22 protein-coding genes are annotated in these 19060 nt (G+C 61.5%); 21 read left to right on the top strand and 1 reads right to left on the bottom strand.

The annotated features are described in order from the left end of the window. Positions 1-417: 417 nt before the first annotated feature. Genes rluC through NTD80_RS09970 form a run of 3 tightly spaced genes read left to right on the top strand, consistent with a single transcriptional unit; the run spans position 418 to position 3031 of the window. On the top strand, positions 418-1377 hold the full coding sequence (rluC, locus tag NTD80_RS09960; protein ID WP_028617584.1) for a 23S rRNA pseudouridine(955/2504/2580) synthase RluC: 960 nt from the start codon (positions 418-420) through the stop codon (positions 1375-1377). Beyond that, a complete protein-coding gene (locus NTD80_RS09965) occupies positions 1364-2026 on the top strand; it encodes an HAD-IA family hydrolase (protein ID WP_262133377.1) in 663 nt (220 codons plus the stop codon). The genes rluC and NTD80_RS09965 overlap by 14 nt, the downstream gene beginning before the upstream one ends. A 21-nt stretch (positions 2027-2047) precedes the next feature. Continuing rightward, on the top strand, positions 2048-3031 hold the full coding sequence (locus NTD80_RS09970) for a S49 family peptidase (RefSeq protein WP_262133378.1): 984 nt from the start codon (positions 2048-2050) through the stop codon (positions 3029-3031). 130 nt (positions 3032-3161) lie between these two features. Here the strand turns inward: NTD80_RS09970 and NTD80_RS09975 are convergent, their stop codons facing one another. After that, positions 3162-3740: a Maf family protein gene (locus tag NTD80_RS09975; RefSeq protein WP_262133379.1), complete on the bottom strand. Its 579-nt coding sequence runs from the start codon at positions 3738-3740 to the stop codon at positions 3162-3164. Between the two features lie 105 nt (positions 3741-3845). Here NTD80_RS09975 and NTD80_RS09980 point away from each other — a divergent pair, with 105 nt between their 5' ends. The 18 genes from NTD80_RS09980 to NTD80_RS10065 all read left to right on the top strand — a co-directional run bounded on the left by NTD80_RS09980 (position 3846) and on the right by NTD80_RS10065 (position 19006). Then, positions 3846-4376, top strand: a complete 531-nt coding sequence (locus NTD80_RS09980) for a YceD family protein (protein WP_010566563.1) — start codon at positions 3846-3848, stop codon at positions 4374-4376. 13 nt (positions 4377-4389) lie between these two features. Further along, positions 4390-4572 (top strand): 50S ribosomal protein L32, encoded by a 183-nt coding sequence (rpmF, locus tag NTD80_RS09985; protein ID WP_003179396.1) that lies wholly within the window; start codon positions 4390-4392, stop codon positions 4570-4572. Positions 4573-4576: 4 nt separating this feature from the next. Next, positions 4577-5587, top strand: coding sequence for a phosphate acyltransferase PlsX (plsX, locus tag NTD80_RS09990; RefSeq protein WP_083221498.1), 1011 nt, complete (start codon positions 4577-4579; stop codon positions 5585-5587). Between the two features lie 126 nt (positions 5588-5713). After that, on the top strand, positions 5714-6652 hold the full coding sequence (gene fabD, locus NTD80_RS09995; RefSeq protein ID WP_106802861.1) for an ACP S-malonyltransferase: 939 nt from the start codon (positions 5714-5716) through the stop codon (positions 6650-6652). A 31-nt stretch (positions 6653-6683) separates the two neighbouring features. Beyond that, on the top strand, positions 6684-7427 hold the full coding sequence (gene fabG, locus NTD80_RS10000; protein ID WP_065909285.1) for a 3-oxoacyl-ACP reductase FabG: 744 nt from the start codon (positions 6684-6686) through the stop codon (positions 7425-7427). 191 nt (positions 7428-7618) lie between these two features. Then, positions 7619-7855 carry an acyl carrier protein gene (gene acpP, locus NTD80_RS10005; RefSeq protein ID WP_003175607.1) on the top strand — a complete coding sequence of 79 codons (237 nt, stop codon included), beginning with the start codon at positions 7619-7621 and terminating at the stop codon, positions 7853-7855. A 128-nt stretch (positions 7856-7983) separates the two neighbouring features. Continuing rightward, complete coding sequence (fabF, locus tag NTD80_RS10010; RefSeq protein ID WP_262133380.1) at positions 7984-9228, top strand: beta-ketoacyl-ACP synthase II; 1245 nt, start codon at positions 7984-7986, stop codon at positions 9226-9228. Beyond that, positions 9228-10043, top strand: coding sequence for an aminodeoxychorismate lyase (gene pabC, locus NTD80_RS10015; protein ID WP_262133381.1), 816 nt, complete (start codon positions 9228-9230; stop codon positions 10041-10043). The genes fabF and pabC overlap by 1 nt, the downstream gene beginning before the upstream one ends. 1 nt (position 10044) lies before the next feature. Further along, entirely contained in the window at positions 10045-11178 is a 1134-nt protein-coding gene (mltG, locus tag NTD80_RS10020; protein WP_262133382.1) for an endolytic transglycosylase MltG, read from the top strand. A gap of 19 nt (positions 11179-11197) precedes the next feature. Beyond that, a complete protein-coding gene (gene tmk, locus NTD80_RS10025) occupies positions 11198-11830 on the top strand; it encodes a dTMP kinase (RefSeq protein WP_262133384.1) in 633 nt (210 codons plus the stop codon). Next, positions 11823-12812: a DNA polymerase III subunit delta' gene (locus NTD80_RS10030; RefSeq protein WP_065909296.1), complete on the top strand. Its 990-nt coding sequence runs from the start codon at positions 11823-11825 to the stop codon at positions 12810-12812. The genes tmk and NTD80_RS10030 overlap by 8 nt, the downstream gene beginning before the upstream one ends. 63 nt (positions 12813-12875) lie before the next feature. Beyond that, a complete protein-coding gene (locus NTD80_RS10035) occupies positions 12876-13661 on the top strand; it encodes a TatD family hydrolase (RefSeq protein ID WP_262133386.1) in 786 nt (261 codons plus the stop codon). A gap of 445 nt (positions 13662-14106) precedes the next feature. After that, complete coding sequence (locus tag NTD80_RS10040; RefSeq protein ID WP_065909300.1) at positions 14107-14766, top strand: TetR/AcrR family transcriptional regulator; 660 nt, start codon at positions 14107-14109, stop codon at positions 14764-14766. Positions 14767-14879: 113 nt separating this feature from the next. After that, complete coding sequence (locus tag NTD80_RS10045) at positions 14880-15848, top strand: GTP 3',8-cyclase MoaA (RefSeq protein WP_065909301.1); 969 nt, start codon at positions 14880-14882, stop codon at positions 15846-15848. Between the two features lie 196 nt (positions 15849-16044). Then, the gene (locus tag NTD80_RS10050; protein WP_065909302.1) at positions 16045-16650 is read left to right on the top strand and encodes a DUF4823 domain-containing protein; all 606 of its coding nucleotides are present in this window, start codon (positions 16045-16047) and stop codon (positions 16648-16650) included. A 16-nt stretch (positions 16651-16666) separates the two neighbouring features. Beyond that, a complete protein-coding gene (locus tag NTD80_RS10055) occupies positions 16667-17227 on the top strand; it encodes a DUF1285 domain-containing protein (protein WP_065909304.1) in 561 nt (186 codons plus the stop codon). A gap of 70 nt (positions 17228-17297) precedes the next feature. Further along, positions 17298-18011: a GntR family transcriptional regulator gene (locus NTD80_RS10060; RefSeq protein WP_262133389.1), complete on the top strand. Its 714-nt coding sequence runs from the start codon at positions 17298-17300 to the stop codon at positions 18009-18011. Further along, positions 18008-19006, top strand: coding sequence for an ADP-ribosylglycohydrolase family protein (locus NTD80_RS10065; protein ID WP_262133390.1), 999 nt, complete (start codon positions 18008-18010; stop codon positions 19004-19006). Before NTD80_RS10060 ends, NTD80_RS10065 begins: the two co-directional genes overlap by 4 nt. Positions 19007-19060 lie beyond the last annotated feature (54 nt).

A 19060-nucleotide genomic window follows, 5' to 3' on the forward strand; every position in this document is an offset into this window, starting at 1 on the left:
TGGCATTTACCGTGTTCTCCAATGGGGAGTCCACGCTCATGGCTAAACAAGACTAGGTGTGGGCGACTGCGCTCTCACTCAGCTCTTAACAGGCGTTGTTTCCGAAACATTCGCCATGGTCTGGCCCAAGACTGACTGCACTTTGTGAACTGGCCGTAAATATCGGCGCAGAATGCGAGTATTCACTCTGCTTTCTGCACTCGCTTCAGGCCTCATGTCACCTGCGCTTGTTACAATCTCGAGCCTTCCAGGGTGGCGAAAGCCCCGTAGGACGGCCTCGCGTCCTGATGAATTGCGATGGTCAGGGCCGGCAGTTTGCCGCAAGTCCTCTGTCCAGGCCGCTTTTGGCGGCGTTCGCGACTATAGCAGCAATGATTAAGTGCTTCAATTCCATAAAAAATTGTTATCATCGCCGCCATGACGACTACCGCCCCCCAGACCCCCAGCGTCCAGCTGCTCGAGGTCTCGCCGGAATATGCCGGCCAACGCATCGACAATTTTCTCCTGGCCAGGCTCAAAGGCGTGCCCAAGACCTTGATTTACCGCATCTTGCGTAAAGGCGAAGTGCGCGTGAACAAGGGCCGCATCAAGCCCGAGTACAAGTTGCAGGCGGGCGATATCGTCCGCGTGCCACCGGTGCGCGTGCCAGAACGCGACGAGCCTGTGCCGTTGGCCCAGGGCCTGTTGCAGCGCCTTGAAGCCTCGATTGTCTTCGAAGATAACAAGCTGATCGTGATCAACAAGCCCTGCGGCATTGCGGTTCACGGCGGCAGCGGCCTGAATTTCGGCGTGATCGAAGCCTTTCGTCAGTTGCGCCCGGATGCCAAGGAGCTGGAGTTGGTCCACCGCCTGGACCGTGACACCTCCGGCCTGCTGATGATTGCCAAAAAGCGCAGCATGTTGCGCCACCTGCACACCGCCCTGCGTGGCGATGGCGTGGACAAGCGCTACATGGCGCTGGTGCGCGGCAACTGGGCCAGTTCGATCAAGAGCGTCCGTGCGCCGTTGCAGAAGAGCAACCTGCGTTCCGGCGAGCGCATGGTCGAAGTGGACGAGGAGGGCAAAGAGGCCCTGACCCTGTTCAAGGTGCTGCGCCGTTTCGGCGATTTCGCCACCTTGGTCGAGGCCAAGCCGGTCACCGGGCGTACCCATCAGATTCGCGTCCACACGCTGCACGCAGGCCACTGCATTGCCGGTGACACCAAGTACGGCGATGAGGATTTCTCCAAGGAGATCCGCGATCTGGGCGGCAAGCGCCTGTTCCTGCACGCCTACATGCTCACTGTGCCGCTGCCCGACGGCGGCGAGCTGAAGCTGCAGGCGCCGGTCGATGAGATGTGGGCCAAGACCGTGGAGCGTTTGAGTGTCGCACCTTGATTACAAACTGCTGATTTTCGATTGGGACGGCACCCTGTGTAATTCTATTGGCCGGATTGTCGAGTCGATGCACGCCGCTTCGACCCGTTCCGGCTATGCACTGTGCAGCGACCTGGCGGTCAAGGGCATCATCGGCCTGGGCTTGCCCGAGGCGATTCGCACCCTGTACCCGCAGATCAGCGACGCTGAGCTGGTGGCGTTCCGCGACCATTACGCCGATCACTACATTGCGCTGGAGGCCACGCCTTCGCCGTTGTTCGAGGGCGTGATGCAGTCGTTGGAAGCGTTTCGCGCCGAGGGTTACCACCTCGCTGTCGCAACCGGCAAGGCCCGTCGCGGGCTGGATCGGGTGCTCAAGGCGCATGGTTTTGAAGACTTCTTCGATATCACCCGCGCCGCGGATGAAACTGCCAGCAAACCTCAACCTCTGATGCTTGAGCAGATCCTGGCGCATTGCGGTGTAGCGCCGCGCCAGGCACTGATGGTGGGCGATGCTTCTTTCGACCTGATGATGGCGCGCAATGCCGGCATGGACAGCGTGGCGGTCAGCTACGGTGCCCAGGCAGCCGAAGCCTTGCAGCAATACGAGCCCAGGCTGACGATTGATCATTTTTCTGAACTGCAGGCCTGGCTCAGCCAGGCCCGATAAGTCTTTGCTGGGGTTGATGGCATGAGTGACGAGTGGAAAGCGCCCGAAAAGGCCGATAGCAGTGATGACAAGAGCTGGAAGCTGCTGGAGAAAACCCTCCTGGCCAGCGTCCAGGAGCAGCGTCGGGCACGGCGCTGGGGGATTTTCTTCAAGCTGCTGACCTTTGTCTGGCTTATTACCATGCTCGCGTTGTTCAGCCCGTTGATGGACATGGAAAAAAGCGCAACCCGCGGCGCCAACTACACCGCCCTGATTGAAGTGCGCGGGGTGATTGCCGACAAGGAGTCGGCCAGCGCCGACAATATTGTCAGCAGCCTGCGTGCCGCGTTCGAAGACCCCAAGGTCAAGGGTGTGATCCTGCGTATCAACAGTCCCGGCGGCAGCCCGGTGCAATCGGGTTATGTGTATGACGAGATTCGTCGTCTGCGCGGCCTGCACCCGGATATCAAGCTGTACGCAGTCATCTCCGACCTGGGGGCTTCCGGCGCCTATTACATTGCCAGCGCTGCTGACCAGATTTATGCCGACAAGGCCAGCCTGGTCGGTTCCATCGGTGTGACGGCGGCCGGTTACGGCTTTGTCGGCACCATGGAGAAGCTCGGCGTGGAGCGTCGCACCTACACCTCGGGCGAGCACAAGGCCTTCCTCGACCCGTTCCAGCCGCAAAAGGCCGATGAAACCCAGTTCTGGCAGGGCGTGCTCGACACCACCCATCGCCAATTCATCGCCAGCGTGAAGCAGGGGCGCGGTGATCGCCTCAAGGACAAAGACCATCCGGAGTTGTTCTCTGGGCTGGTGTGGTCGGGTGAGCAGGCGTTGCCGCTGGGTTTGATCGATGGCCTGGGCAGTGCCAGTTCGGTGGCGCGCGATGTGATTGGCGAGAAAGAACTGGTGGATTTCACGGTTGAGGAATCGCCGTTTGATCGCTTCTCCAAGCGGCTGGGTGCCAGCGCGGCCGAGAAGCTGGCATTTTACATGGGCTTCCAAGGCCCGAGCCTGCGCTGATCCAGCAGGCGCATCGATTCACATGTGGGAGCGGGCTTGCCCGCGATAGCAGTTGGCCGGTCGACATCCAGAGTGGCAGGACCAGCGCTATCGCAGGCAAGCCAGCTCCCACAGTAGCTTGGTGGTGGGCCTAGGGGATTTGCACGCCTTCAGCCAGCAGCATGTCGACCAGTCGTATCAGGGGTAGGCCCACTAAGCTGGTCGAGTCCGGCCCTTCGGTGCTCTGGAACAGGCTCACACCCAATCCTTCAGCCTTGAAGCTCCCTGCGCAGTCATACGGCTGCTCGATCCGCAGATAGCGCTCAACACGCTCAACGTCCAGCTCACGCATGTGCACGGTAAACGGCACACAGTCGACCTGGCAGTGCCCTGTCTCGCTGTTCAGCAGTGCCAGGCCCGTTAGAAAGCTCACGCGCTTGCCGCTGGCTGCCAGCAATTGTTCGCGGGCGTTCTCGAAGGTGTGGGGCTTGCCGATGATCCGGCCGTCGAGCGCGGCCACTTGGTCGGAGCCGATGATCAAATGGCCTGGATGACGGGCGGCGAGGGCGCGGGCTTTCTCTTCGGCCAGGCGCTTGACCAGGTCGACGGCGGATTCATTTGCACGGTGGCTTTCGTCGATATCCGGCGAGCTGCAGATGAACGGCACGTGCAGGCGGCTGAGCAATTCCCGGCGATAAACCGAGCTGGATGCGAGTAATAAAGGCAGCATGGGCGTCTCCTCAAGGCAGCCGGGGATTCTAGCGGGGCGACCGGCTGACGCACAGGGCTGAATTTCCTTTGACATGGCCGGGTGCATCCCTATAATGCTGCGCCTATGTTGAATGACCCGATTCCACCTCACGTTGACCCGCGCAAATTGGCTGATCGTGGCACCTCCCTTCAAGGTGAGTTGCTGCTGGCCGATTTGGAGAGACTCTGCGACCCGCTTTCCGACACTGTCGGTACGGTGCAGGCCAAATTCGTTTTTGAACGAGATGAACGTAAATCTGTGGTAATTCACAGCTTTATCGACACCGAAGTCAAAATGGTTTGCCAGCGTTGTCTTGAGCTGGTCACCCTGCCGATCCACAGCGAGTGCAGTTATGCTGTGGTGAAGGAGGGTGCGAATACCCAGTCGTTGCCGAAAGGTTATGACGTGCTGGAACTGGGCGAAGATCCTTTGGATCTGCATGCACTGATCGAGGAGGAGCTTTTGCTCGCCTTGCCCATTGTGCCTGCTCATCATCCGGAAGAATGCCAGCAGCCGGCGGGCCTCGATGACGAGCCCGAACCGAGCGAGGACGAGGTAACGCGGTCCAACCCGTTCAGTGTATTGGCGCAGTTAAAGCGTGACCCAAACGTTTAGGAGTTAATCAATTATGGCTGTTCAGCAGAACAAAAAATCCCGCTCCGCCCGTGACATGCGCCGTTCGCACGACGCTCTCGAGGCTAGCACCCTGTCCGTAGAAAAGACCACCGGTGAAGTTCACCTGCGTCACCACGTATCGCCAGAAGGCGTATACCGTGGCCGTAAAGTGATCGACAAGGGCGCTGACGAGTAATCACTTGTCTGCCCTAGTCATCGCGATTGACGCAATGGGCGGGGACTTCGGTCCCCGCAGCATTGTTCAGGCCTGCATTGCCAGCCTGTCTGCCACACCCTCGCTGCACCTGACCCTTGTCGGTCAACCCTCCCTTCTTGAAGAATTGATTGCCAGCCATCCGGCGGTGGATCGCGCGCGCCTGACGATTACGCCAGCCAGCGAAACCATCAGCATGGATGACAAGCCGGCGGCAGCCCTGCGCGGCAAGCCCGACTCTTCGATGCGGGTGGCCCTTGAGTTGCTGCGTGATGGCAAGGTGCAAGCCTGTGTCAGTGCCGGCAATACCGGGGCGTTGATGGCGCTGTCCCGACACGTGCTCAAGACGCTGCCGGGGATTGACCGGCCGGCGATGGTGGCCGCAATTCCGACGCAGAAAGGCTACTGCCAACTGCTGGACCTGGGGGCAAATGTCGATTGCAGTGCCGAGCACCTGTTCCAGTTCGCAGTGATGGGCTCGGTGGCTGCCGAAGCCTTGGGCGTGGCGCGCCCGCGCGTGGCCTTGCTGAATATCGGTACCGAAGACATCAAGGGCAACCAGCAGGTCAAGCTGGCCGCCACCTTGCTGCAGGGTGCGCGGGGTTTGAACTACGTAGGCTTCGTCGAAGGTGATGGCCTGTACCGTGGCGAAGCGGATGTGGTGGTGTGCGACGGGTTTGTCGGCAATATCCTGCTCAAATCCAGTGAAGGCCTGGCGACCATGATTGCTGCGCGTATCGAGGCCTTGTTCAAGCAGAATCTGGCGTCGCGCCTGGTGGGTGCCCTGGCACTGCCATTGATGCGGCGCCTGCAGGCTGACCTGGCGCCGGCGCGGCACAACGGTGCGAGTTTTCTCGGCTTGCAGGGCATTGTGGTGAAGAGCCACGGTTCTGCCGGTGTGGAGGGTTTTCAGAGCGCGATTGCACGGGCCTTGATCGAGATCCAGGAAAACCTGCCGCAACGCTTGCACGGCCGTCTCGAGGACCTGTTGCCTTAGGCGAATCGGCCCGGGAATGCTTAAATGTGACCGGCCAGTTCAATTGACCATCCAATCTGTCAGTTTCGTGCGCTCCCACCGTAGGGGCGTCGATTTCCGACGACCAGATCATTAGGGGCTTGTTACATGTCTACATCCCTCGCATTCGTCTTTCCAGGGCAGGGTTCGCAGTCCCTCGGCATGCTGGCCGAGCTGGGCGCGCAATATCCGCAGGTCCTGGATACCTTCAAGGAAGCTTCCGATGCCCTGGGTTACGACCTGTGGGCACTGACCCAGCAGGGGCCGGAAGAGCAACTCAATCAAACCGACAAGACCCAGCCGGCCATCCTGACCGCTTCGATCGCCCTGTGGCGCTTGTGGCTGGCACAAGGCGGCGCGCGTCCGGCATTCGTTGCCGGTCACAGCCTGGGTGAGTACAGCGCCCTGGTGGCGGCGGGCAGCCTGACCCTGGGTGAGGCGGTCAAGCTGGTTGAACGTCGTGGCCAGTTGATGCAAGAAGCCGTTCCGGCCGGGCAGGGCGGCATGGCCGCTATCCTGGGTCTGGACGATGCCGTGGTGATCGAAGCCTGCGCCGAAGCGGCCCAGGGCGAAGTGGTCAGCGCGGTGAACTTCAACTCCCCTGGCCAGGTGGTGATCGCCGGTGCCAAGGCGGCTGTCGAACGCGCCATTGAAGGCTGCAAGGCACGCGGTGCCAAACGCGCCCTGCCGTTGCCGGTCAGCGTGCCGTCGCACTGTGAGCTGATGCGCCCGGCGGCCGAGCGTTTTGCCGAGTCCATCGCTGCCATCAACTGGCAGGCGCCGCAGATTCCGCTGGTGCAGAACGTCAGCGCAGCCGTGGCTGCAGACCTCGACACCCTCAAGCGCGACCTGCTGGAGCAGCTCTACAAACCCGTGCGTTGGGTAGAATCGGTGCAGACCCTGGCTGCCAATGGCGCCACTGAACTGGTCGAGTGCGGCCCGGGCAAAGTCCTGGCCGGCCTGAACAAGCGCTGCGCCGACGGCGTGTCGACTGCCAACCTCAATACCCCGGATGCCTTCGCTGCCGCGCTTGCGGCACAGGCCTGAAACCTGATCCCCGAACTTAGGAGAAGCCTGCATGAGTCTGCAAGGTAAAGTTGCACTGGTTACCGGCGCAAGCCGTGGCATTGGCCAGGCGATCGCCCTGGAACTGGGCCGTCAGGGCGCCGTTGTGATCGGCACCGCCACTTCCGCCTCGGGCGCCGAGCGTATCGCCGCGACCTTGAAGGAAAACGGCGTACAGGGCACCGGCCTTGAACTGAACGTGACCAGCGATGAATCCGTGGCTGCCGTACTGGCCGAGATCACCGCACAGTTCGGCGCGCCGGCGATTCTGGTAAACAATGCCGGGATTACCCGCGATAACCTGATGATGCGCATGAAAGACGACGAGTGGTACGACGTGGTCGATACCAACTTGAACAGTCTGTTTCGCCTGTCCAAGGGTGTTTTGCGCGGCATGACCAAGGCGCGTTGGGGCCGAATTATCAATATTGGCTCCGTAGTGGGTGCCATGGGCAACGCAGGCCAAGTAAACTACGCGTCCGCCAAGGCCGGTCTGGAAGGTTTCAGCCGTGCATTGGCACGTGAAGTCGGTTCGCGGTCGATTACGGTCAACTCGGTGGCCCCAGGGTTCATCGACACCGATATGACCCGCGAGCTGCCGGAAGCACAGCGTGAAGGCTTGCTGACGCAGATTCCGCTGGGCCGTCTGGGCCAGGCTCAAGAGATCGCGAATGTGGTCGCTTTCCTGGCATCCGACGGTGCGGCATACGTGACTGGGGCTACAATCCCGGTGAACGGCGGGATGTACATGAGTTAAATTGTGACGGATCGCTTCAAAAAAATGTCATACGAGCTGTCTAAAATCCGTTATAAAGCTGCAACTTAATTTATAGGCAGGTGGCCGACCGGGTACAGGGTGAAGCTTTCAGTTGAAAAGCTGAAAAGGCTTTCTATACACTTACCCACTGGCCAGCTGCCTGAATTTGTCCATTAGGAGTTAAACAAGGTATGAGCACCATCGAAGAGCGCGTCAAGAAAATCGTCGCCGAGCAACTGGGCGTTAAAGAAGAAGAAGTGGTCAACACTGCTTCCTTCGTAGAAGACCTGGGTGCCGATTCCCTTGACACCGTTGAGCTGGTGATGGCTCTGGAAGAGGAATTCGAGACCGAAATCCCGGACGAAGAAGCTGAAAAAATCACTACTGTTCAAGCTGCTATCGACTACGTTACTAGCCACCAGGCGTAATAGTTTGTAGTCGTCGCTTGCTGTTAGGGAAAAACCGCACTGCTGTAACGGCGTGCGGTTTTTTCTTTAGCCCTGATGAAAAGTGAGCGCCGAAGCAAAGTGTCGTCATCAAGAAAAAGGAGAGTGCTGTGTCGCGTAGACGCGTCGTAGTCACCGGTATGGGTATGTTGTCGCCACTGGGCACGGATGTGCCGAGCAGTTGGCAGGGCATTCTGGCTGGCCACAGTGGTATTGGTCTGATCGAACACACGGACCTTTCTGCCTATTCCACCCGTTTTGGCGGCTCGGTAAAGGGCTTCAATGTCGAGGACTATCTCTCGGTCAAGGAGTCCCGCAAACTCGACCTGTTCATTCAATACGGCCTGGCAGCCGGTTTTCAGGCAGTGCGTAACGCCGGCCTGGAAGTCACCGACGCCAACCGTGACCGCATCGGCGTGGCCATGGGTTCGGGTATTGGCGGTTTGACCAATATCGAAGAAACCAGCCGCACGCTGCATGATTCCGGCCCCCGTCGAATTTCACCGTTCTTCGTCCCGGGCTCGATCATCAATATGATTTCCGGTTTCCTGTCCATCCACCTGGGCGCACAGGGGCCTAACTACGCGATCGCCACGGCGTGCACCACCGGTACGCATTGCATCGGCATGGCCGCGCGCAACATCGCCTACGACGAAGCTGACGTGATGATCGCCGGCGGCGCCGAAATGGCCGCCTGTGGCCTCGGTATGGGCGGCTTCGGTGCTTCCCGTGCGCTGTCGACCCGTAACGACGAGCCGACCCGCGCCAGCCGTCCCTGGGACAAGGGCCGCGACGGTTTCGTGCTATCCGACGGTGCCGGTGCGCTGGTACTCGAAGAGTTGGAGCACGCCAAGGCGCGTGGTGCGACCATCTACGCCGAGCTGATCGGGTTTGGCATGAGTGGCGACGCCTACCACATGACCTCGCCGCCGTCTGACGGTGCCGGCGCTGCGCGTTGCATCACCAATGCCCTGCGCGATGCCAAGGTCAATCCGCAGCAGGTGCAGTACATCAACGCCCACGGCACCTCGACCCCGACGGGCGATTTGGCGGAAGCCGAAGCCATCAAGTCGGTGTTCGGCGAGCACGCCTACCAGCTGGCAGTCAGCTCCACCAAGTCCATGACCGGCCATTTGCTGGGCGCGGCGGGCGCGGTCGAAGCGATCTTCAGCGTGATGGCCATCAAGGATCAGGTCGCTCCGCCGACCATCAACCTGGATGAGCCGGACGAAGGCTGCGACCTGAACTTCGTGCCGCACGAAGCGCAGCCGATGACGATCGACGTGGTGATCTCCAACTCGTTCGGCTTTGGCGGCACCAACGGTTCCCTGGTGTTCCGCCGGTTCGCCGAGTGATGCACAGCTGGGTCGACGGTCAGCCAGCGGACAGCGTGCCCCTGAAAGATCGCGGCCTGGCGTATGGCGATGGTCTGTTCGAGACCCTCGCCGTCAGGGCAGGGCAACCCGTGTTGCTCGACCGCCACTTGCAGCGCCTCGAAGAGGGCTGCAAGCGCCTCGCTTTAGCGGCGGATCACGCGTTGATCCGCAGCGAAGTGCTGGCCTATGCCGCCGCCCTCGGCGACGGTGTTCTCAAGTTGATCCTCACCCGCGGCGACAGCCTGCGCGGTTATGGCTTCAACCCTGGTGCACCGGTGCGCCGTCTCCTGCAGGGCAATGCGCCTGCTCATTATCCCCACGCCCATGGAACCGACGGTATCCGCCTGTTTCCGTGTGCCACCCGTTTGTCCGAGCAGCCCTTGCTGGCCGGTCTCAAGCACCTCAACCGCCTGGAGCAAGTGATTGCCCGTGCCGAGTGGCAAGATGCCGAACATGCCGAAGGCTTGATGCTGGATATGTCCGGGCGGGTCATCGAAGGCGTTTTCAGCAACCTGTTCCTGGTGCGTAATGGCTTGTTACTAACCGCCGATCTGAATCGTTGCGGGGTTGCCGGGGTCATGCGCGCCGAGATCCTGGCCCAGGCACAAGCCCTGGGCGTCCCGGTAGCCGTGGCTGACGTGAGTCTCGAGCAGTTGCAACAGGCTGACGAAGTCTTTGTGTGTAACAGCGTGTATGGCATTTGGCCGGTGCGTGGCTGCGCTGCGATGAGCTGGCCGGTTGGGCCGCTCACCCGTAAACTGCAGGGCATTGTTCGCGCGCTATTGGATGCTTGAGTTGATACGAAAACTGGTTGTACTGCTGCTGATCGGTCTGTTCTCGGCGGCGTTGCTGTTGGGGTTTTCCGCCTGGAAACTCGATTCCACCCTGAAGCAGCCCTTGAACCTGACCCAGGAGCAATTGCTGGATGTGCCGGCCGGGGCGACGCCCACCGGTACGTTCAATCGCCTGGAAGCCGACGGCGTGCTCGACGGCGCGTTTTGGTTGCGCCTGTACTGGCGCTTTAACCTTGATGGTCAGCCCTTGCACAGTGGTGAATACCGCATGACCCCGGGCATGACTGCACAGGGCCTGATCGGCCTGTGGCAGCGTGGCGAAGTCGTGCAATACAGCCTGACCCTGGTCGAAGGCTGGAATTTCCGCCAGGTACGCCTCGCCCTGGCCAAGCACGAAAAGATCGTGCAGACCCTCGCGGGCCTGACTGACAGTGAAGTGATGGAGAAGCTCGGTCACCCTGGCGTGTTCCCTGAGGGGCGGTTCTTCCCGGACACCTACCGCTTCGTGCGCGGCATGACCGATGTCGAATTCCTGAAAAAAGCCTACAACCGCCTCGACGACGTACTCGCCCAGGAGTGGAGCAAACGCGCCGCCGATGCGCCGTACACTGACCCTTATCAAGCGCTGATCATGGCCTCCCTGGTGGAGAAAGAGACCGGCGTGCCCGAGGAGCGCGGCCAGATTGCCGGCGTGTTCGTGCGGCGCATGAAGATCGGCATGCTGCTGCAGACCGACCCCACCGTGATCTACGGCCTGGGCGAGCGCTACAACGGCAAGTTGACCCGTGCGCACCTCAAGGAAGCCAACCCCTACAACACCTACATGGTGGCTGGCCTGCCGCCGACACCGATCGCCATGATCGGTCGCGAAGCGATCCATGCGGCGCTGAACCCGGTGCCGGGCAGCAGCCTGTATTTCGTCGCCCGGGGTGATGGCAGTCATGTTTTCTCCGACAACCTGGATGCGCATAATGCCGCCGTGCGCGAGTTCCAGCTCAAGCGCCGGGCCGATTACCGCTCCAGCCCGGCGCCGGTCGTGAACCCTGCGCAAGACGCAGCACCATCGGCCGAAGCCCCGGCTGAAAAGCCGGCGGAGCCTGCGCCGGACACCGCCGCGCCGCAAAGCCCGCAATGACTCTGACTAAGGACTGCCTGTGACTGGCTTGTTTATTACCCTGGAAGGCCCCGAAGGCGCCGGCAAAAGCACCAACCGCGATTACCTGGCCGAGCGTTTGCGCATCGAGGGCATCGAGGTGGTGTTGACCCGCGAGCCCGGTGGTACACCGCTGGCAGAGCGCATCCGTGAAGTGTTGCTGGCTCCGGGCGAGGAACAGATGAATGCGGATACCGAATTGCTGTTGGTGTTTGCCGCGCGCGCGCAGCACCTGTCCGAAGTGATCCGCCCGGCCCTGGCGCGCGGTGCCGTGGTGATTTGCGACCGCTTCACCGACTCCACTTATGCCTACCAGGGCGGTGGTCGTGGCTTGTCCCTGGAGCGCATCGCCACCCTGGAAACCTTCGTTCAAGGCGACTTGCGCCCTGACCTGACGCTGGTCTTCGACCTGCCGGTGGAAGTCGGCCTGGCCCGCGCCAGTGCGCGCGGTCGCCTGGACCGCTTTGAGCTCGAAGGCCAGGCCTTCTTCGACGCCGTACGCACGGCGTTCCTCAAGCGCGCCAAGGCTGAGCCTGCGCGTTACTACCTGCTGGATGCTGCGCAGCCGCTGGCCCAGGTGCAGCAAGCCATCGATGCCCTGTTGCCGAACCTGCTGGAGCGCGCCCGTGGCTGAAGCCTATCCGTGGCAGGACAGCCTCTGGCAACAACTGGCCGGCCGTGCCCAGCACGCCCACGCCTACCTGCTGCACGGGCCGGCGGGGATCGGTAAGCGTGATTTGGCCGAGCGACTCATGGCCAGCCTGCTGTGCCAGCGTCCGGTCAACCTGCAGGCTTGCGGTGAGTGCAAGTCCTGCCTGTTGCTCAAGGCCGGCAGCCACCCGGATAACTACCTGCTAGAACCCGAGGAGGCCGACAAGGCGATCAAGGTCGACCAGGTGCGTGACCTCGTCAGCTTCGTGGTGCAAACCGCGCAGATGGGCGGGCGCAAGGTGGTGCTGATCGAGCCGGTGGAGGCGATGAACATCAACGCCGCCAACGCCTTGCTCAAGAGCCTCGAAGAGCCGTCCGGCGACACTGTGTTGCTGCTGGTCAGTCACCAGTCCAGCCGCTTGTTGCCGACTATCCGCAGCCGTTGCGTGCAGCAGGCATGCCCGTTGCCGAGCGAGGCCATGAGCCTGCAGTGGCTGGCCAAGGCGCTGCCGGAGTGCTCCGAGGAGGAGCGGGTCGAATTGCTCACCCTGGCGGCGGGCTCACCGCTGGCGGCTGTGAAGCTGCAGGCCCAGGGCGTGCGTGAGCAACGCGCGCTGGTCGTCGACGGCGTGAAGAAGCTGCTCAAGCAAGAGCTGTCTGCCACGCAGCTGGCCGAAAGCGCCTGGAAGGACATCCCCTTGCTGCTGCTGTTCGACTGGTTCTGCGATTGGTCGAGCCTGATCCTGCGCTACCAACTGACCCAGGATGAAAGCGGCCTGGGCCTGCCGGACATGCGCAAGGTGGTGCAGTACCTCGCGCAGAAAAGTGCGCAGGACAAGGTGCTGAACATCCAGGATTGGATCCTCGCCCAGCGCCAGAAAGTGCTCGGCAAGGCCAACCTCAACCGTGTCCTGCTGCTCGAAGCGCTGCTGGTGCAGTGGGTCGGCTTGCTCGGCCGGCGTTAATTTCGGTGGCCGACGGGTGTATCGTTGGCCAGACACTTTCCGTGACTCAAGTTGTAGATTCCTATGCTCGTAGACTCCCATTGCCACCTCGATCGCCTCGACCTTGCCCAGCACGGTGGCTCCCTTGATGCTGCCCTTGAAGCGGCTCGCCAGCGTGGGGTAGGGCACTTCCTGTGCATCGGCGTCAGCGCCGAAAATGCCGCCGACGTCAAGGCCCTGGCCGAGCGCTACGCCGATGTGGACTGCTCGGTGGGTATCCACCCGCTGGACCTCAAGCCCGGCGAAGCCCCGGCCCTCGACTGGCTGCTGGGCGAACTCAACCACCCGCGTGTGGTAGCGATTGGCGAAACCGGCCTGGACTACCACTACGAGCCCGAAGCCGCCGACCTGCAGCAGGCCTCGTTTCGCCTGCACCTGCAAGCTGCCCAGCAGACCGGCAAACCGGTAATCGTCCACACGCGTGGCGCGCGTGCCGACACCCTGGCGTTGCTGCACGAGGCCGCGTTGCCCCAGGCCGGTGTGCTGCACTGCTTTACCGAAGATTGGGACATGGCCAAGGCGGCCCTGGACCTGGGCTTCTACATTTCCCTGTCGGGCATCGTCACCTTCCGCAATGCCGACGCCCTGCGCGACGTGGCACGCCAGGTGCCGGCGGACCGCCTGCTGGTGGAAACCGATTCGCCATACCTGGCGCCCATTCCTCATCGCGGCAAACCGAACCTGCCGGAATACGTACGGGATGTCGCGGATTACCTGGCCATGCTGCGGGGTGAGTCTTACGAGCGCTTTGCACAGCAGACCACCGACAACTTCAAGCGCCTGTTCCCGTTGGCCCATGTCGCCGGCTGACAGGCTCAAATCGCAGGCAAAAAAAACCCGGGTTCTGGGGGGTGAATCCGGGTTAAGACCATTAGGAGTAAAACAAGGGCACACAGTCCGTCGGTACCCAGGTCGACGCGTCACTTGGGGGAGATGTCACGCCGACAGTTCAAGTATTGATCAGTATCCCATTCAGTCCAGTCGCATCTGATCGTTTTTTAAACAGATTTGGAATACGCGCGCTTCGCTTGAGTTCTCATTGGCTGGGTGCACGTGGATAGTTGTTGCGTATTATTTCTGACTGAAATCAAAGGAAACGTTGGCGCGCCGAAACTAAAGTGTGCGGCGGGTTCACATAGACGTTGCCCAACGACCGTTCAGTCGGGATAATCCCTCGCACTGGGTAAATCGTATCGCCGCGTATCCGTGGCCCTGCGCAACCCTCCCTATTCCGACCTCTGCAGACCTCTTCCTCATGCACAAAGAACCCCGTAAGGTCCGAGAGTTTCGCCGCCGTGAGCAGGAAATTCTCGACACCGCACTCAAGTTGTTCCTCGAACAGGGTGAAGACAGCGTCACCGTCGAGATGATCGCGGATGCCGTCGGTATCGGCAAAGGCACGATCTACAAGCACTTCAAGTCCAAGGCCGAGATCTATCTGCGCCTGATGCTCGACTACGAGCGTGATTTGAACGAGCTGCTGCATTCGGCCGATGTCGACAAGGACAAGGAGGCGCTGTCCCGCGCCTACTTCGAGTTCCGCATGCGTGACCCGCAGCGCTACCGCCTGTTTGATCGCCTGGAAGAGAAAGTGGTCAAGGGCCATCAGGTGCCGGAGATGGTCGAGGAACTGCACAAGATCCGCGCCTCGAACTTCGAACGCCTGACCCTGCTGATCAAGGGCCGCATCAGCGAAGGCAAGCTGGAAGACGTACCGCCGTATTTCCACTACTGCGCGGCCTGGGCCCTGGTGCACGGCGCCGTGGCGCTGTATCACTCGCCGTTCTGGAGTAATGTGCTGGAAGATCAGGAAGGCTTCTTCCAGTTCCTGATGGACATTGGCGTGCGCATGGGCAACAAACGCAAGCACAGCGCCGAGCTGCCACAGGCGCCTGCCGAAACGCCTGCCACCTGATAGTTGCTGTCGGGCGCAGTACCCCAGGAATATACTCAGGCAAGGACCTTGCTAAAAGCTGATTTATAGGTCAGCTTTTAGCGCGCCCGATTCATCCTCTGCCGGAGTGATCCATGATCGTTGATCGTCAAGGCAGGCGTTTTCGCAATTTGCGGATCAGCCTGACCTCAGCCTGCAATTACGCGTGTACCTACTGCGTGCCAAACGGCAAGCGGCTGGTGGCTGCCCAGGACGAACTCTCGGCCGAGGCCATGGCCCGTGGCGTGGCCTATCTGATCGAGGCGGCGGGGATCGAACGCCTTCGCATCACCGGCGGCGAGCCGTTGGTCAGCCCCAAGCTTGAAGCCTTCATGGGCGCTGTCGGCGGGATGGGGCTCAGTGATATCAGCCTGACCACCAATGGCCAGTTGCTCGCGCGCAAACTGCCGCTGTTGGTGGACGCCGGCATTCGGCGCATCAACGTCTCCCTCGATACCCTGGATGCCGACGCTTTTCGCAGCATCGCGCGTGGCGGTGACCTGGCCACTGTGCTTGATGGCATGGACCAGGCCCGCGCCGCCGGGATCAAGATCAAGGTCAATATGGTGCCCCTGCGCGGCCAGAACCTCGATCAGGTGATGCCGTTGCTCGACTACTGCCTGGAGCGAGGCTACGAGCTGCGCTTTATCGAGTTGATGCGCATGGGCCACCTGGCCAAGGACTCGAATGCATTCCTGCAGCAATTCGTCAGCCTGCAGCAATTGCTCAGCCTGATCGGCGAGCAGTATGAATACCTGCAGGCCAACGCGCCGGTCGATGCCACGGCGGTGCGCTACGAAGTGCCGGGCAAAGGCTTCTTTGGCGTCATCGCGAATGAAAGCGTGCCGTTCTGCCGCACGTGTTCGCGGCTGCGGCTGTCGTCCACCGGCTGGCTGCACGGTTGCCTGTCGTCGAGTAACCGTCACTACGTCGGCGACCTGTTGGATCAACCCCGCCACCAGGCGCTGCCGGCCCTGCAGGGCCTGTTGATGAAGGCGTTGGGTGACAAACAGGAAGTCGCGTTCTCGGGCGGTGCCACCATCATGAAGATCATCGGCGGCTAGCCCAGGCTGGCGTATAACCCTGTGGAAGCCGGATTGCTCACGCATTCGGTGGGCCGGTCCAAGGAAATATCGACTGATCCGCCATAGTTGCGAGCAAGCCGCTCCCCCATTTGCTTTGCGCCGCTTGCGAGTGGCCTGGATTCTGCATCTCGTGCCCATTCGCCGGTTTTCCGTCACCGGCTTTTGGAGGATTAGGATGCGTAACCTGGTTTTGTTGCTGGCGTCGTTGACGCTGAGTGGTTGCATGACCGTCAGCGATATGGCCGAAGGCACCCGCTATCAGATGAGCGACGCCGGGTTGCTCGACCACAGCGACACCCGCCGGACCGCCTCGGTTCGCATACAGCCGGATTCCTTTGTGTTTATCGCCCAGGGTGCGTTCGTGCCACCGGGCAGCGCGTACCCGCGACCTAACGTGGTCGCCGAGGAAGCCTTCAACGGCTTTGTCGAATACTTCCCCATGGTGCGTCGTGCACGTCAGCCCGAAGGCCTCGAACAAGCCATGGCCGAAGCCCGTGCGGCCGGCGCGCACTACCTGTTGTACTGCCGATTTGCCGCGGCGGATGACCGTATCGGCAATGCCGATGAATGGACCGACCAGCAGGCCCTCGACCGCGTAGGCTTGGACAGCGGCGTAATCCAGATCATGTTGATCGAGACCAGCACCCAGTATTTGATTGATACTGCACGCATTCGCAGTCGTGGCGGTTTACTGACGTTCCACGACAACAAGCCAGAAGACCTGATTGCCCGCCCCCTGGCGCAGTACGCCCGCGGCCTGCTGGGAATGAGCGATCAGTAAGACCCAGGAGATCCCCATGACCGATTCCGCCAAGGCCAATGATCTGTTGGCCCAACTGCCCAAGGGCAAGGGGCCGGCGCCGGTGCATCTGTGGAACCCGGATTTCTGCGGCGACATCGACATGCGCATCGCCCGCGATGGGACCTGGTTCTACCAGGGCACGCCTATCGGGCGTAAGCCGATGGTCAAGTTGTTCTCCAACATCATCCGCCGCGATGGCGATGATTATTTCCTGGTCACCCCAGTGGAAAAGGTCGGCATCCGTGTCGATGACGCGCCGTTTGTGGCCGTGACCCTGGACGTGCAGGGGCAGGGCGACAGCCAGGTGCTGCGCTTTACCACCAATGTCGATGAACTGATCGACGCCGGCCTTGAGCACCCTCTGCGGGTGGTCATCGACCCCGTCACCCAGGAACCCGCACCGTATGTGCGGGTGCGCACCAACCTCGAAGCCCTGGTGCACCGCAACGTGTTCTACCAACTGGTGGAGCTGGCGGTGAGCCGTCCGATCAACGGTCAGAACTGGCTGGGCGTGTGGAGCGACGGGGTGTTTTTCCCGATTGGCCTGGAGCCCTGAGGGCGTTTTTCCCTTCCCCCTGAAATAATTCGCTTGCTGTGATCGGGCGGTTTCGGTTATCAATTTGTACATGATTAGACATGTTCGATTTGATAAGAAAAAACGAGTCGTCGACGAGCTCATCCGCCGTATCGAGGGTGGGGTGATGGCCGACGGTTTCCTGCTGCCGGGCGAGCATCAATTGGCCGAGGAGTTTGCGGTCAGCCGAGGCACCCTGCGCGAAGCCCTGGCCGAACTCAAGCGGCGCAATTACATCGCCACCCAGAGCGGCGTTGGCTCCATCGTCACCTTTGACGGCATGGTGCTCGACCAGCGCAGCGGTTGGGCCCAGGCTTTGGCTGACACCGGCGCGCTGGTGACCACCGACATTTTGCGCCTGGAAGCGGTCACCCGCCCGGACCTGCTCAGCCGTTTCGGCACTGACCAATTTATCGCCCTCGACCGCCGCCGGCGTACCACCGATGGCACAGCCGTGTCGCTGGAGCGTTCGCTGATGCCTGCTGCCGGTGGCCTCGACAGCCTGCCGCGTGTGGGGCTGATCGACAACTCCCTGACCATCACCCTGGCCGCCTACGGCTATGTGGGCGCCGAAGGTGACCAGTGGATCGGCGCCGAGCCCTTGAGCGATGAAGACGCCGAGTTGCTCGGCCGTCCAACCGGCAGCGTGTTTCTCAAGGCCTCGCGTACCACTTATGACCGTCGCGAACGCTTCATGGAGTACGTCGAAAGTTTGCTCGACCCTCTGCACTTTCGCCTGCACCTGCAGTTCGGAGCGTCGAAATGACCCAGCAAAATCGCGCCCTCGGCGCTTTCTACGGCCTGGCGTTGGGTGATGCCCTGGGCATGCCCACCCAATCCTTGAGCCGCGAGCAGGTCCGCGCGCGTTTCGGTGCCATTACCGGCCTGGAAGACGCCGACGCCGATCAGCCCATCGCCCCCAACATGCCGGCCGGCTCCATCACCGATGACACCGAGCAGGCGATCCTGGTCGGCGAGTTGCTGGTCGAAGGGCAGGGCAGCATTGAGCCGACCGTGCTCGCCCAACGCCTGATCGACTGGGAAGCGGTGATGCGTGCCAAGGGTTCGCAGGATCTGCTCGGGCCGTCCACCAAGCGCGCCATCGACATGATCCTCGCCGGCCACACCCCGGAAGAATCCGGGCGCTATGGCACCACCAACGGCGCAGCGATGCGCATCACGCCGGTGGGCATTGCCGCCGACGTCAGTGACCCGGTGCAGTTTATCCAGGCGGTGATCCAGGCGTGCCAGGTGACCCATAACACCACGCTGGGCATCTCCAGCGCGGCGGCAGTCGCGGCGGTAGTCTCGGCTGGCATCAATGGCGTGGACCTCGGTGAAGCGCTGAACATCGGCACGCAGATCGCCCAGCAGGCAGAAAGCCATGGCCACTGGGTGGCTGGTGGACGGATTTCCACGCGCATCAGTTGGGCGCGAACCCTGAGCGTCAGCGGCGACAAGGCCCTGTTTGCCGAGCTGCTGTATGAATTGATCGGCACCTCCGTGGCTTCCCAGGAGTCCGTGGTGGTGTCGTTTGCCCTCGCCCAGCAAGTGGCGGTGGGTGAGTTGGACGCCTTCGAGGCGCTGTGCCTGGCCGCCAGCCTTGGCGGAGACACCGACACCATCGCCGCGATCCTCGGCGCCATGCTCGGCGCCTGTTTGGGCCTGCAGTGCTGGCCTGAAGCGATGATCGAACAGGTCAAGCAGGTCAATGGCCTGGATTTGCAGCCGTTGGTCGCGGGGCTGCTTACATTGCGCTGAACCCTGTAGGCGTGCCCCACCGGCTCCTACACAGGTCGCGTCGAGTCAGGATGA

The organism is Pseudomonas sp. 13B_2.1_Bac1 (genome assembly GCF_025466155.1).
Taxonomy (GTDB): Bacteria; Pseudomonadota; Gammaproteobacteria; order Pseudomonadales; family Pseudomonadaceae; genus Aquipseudomonas; species Aquipseudomonas aylmerensis.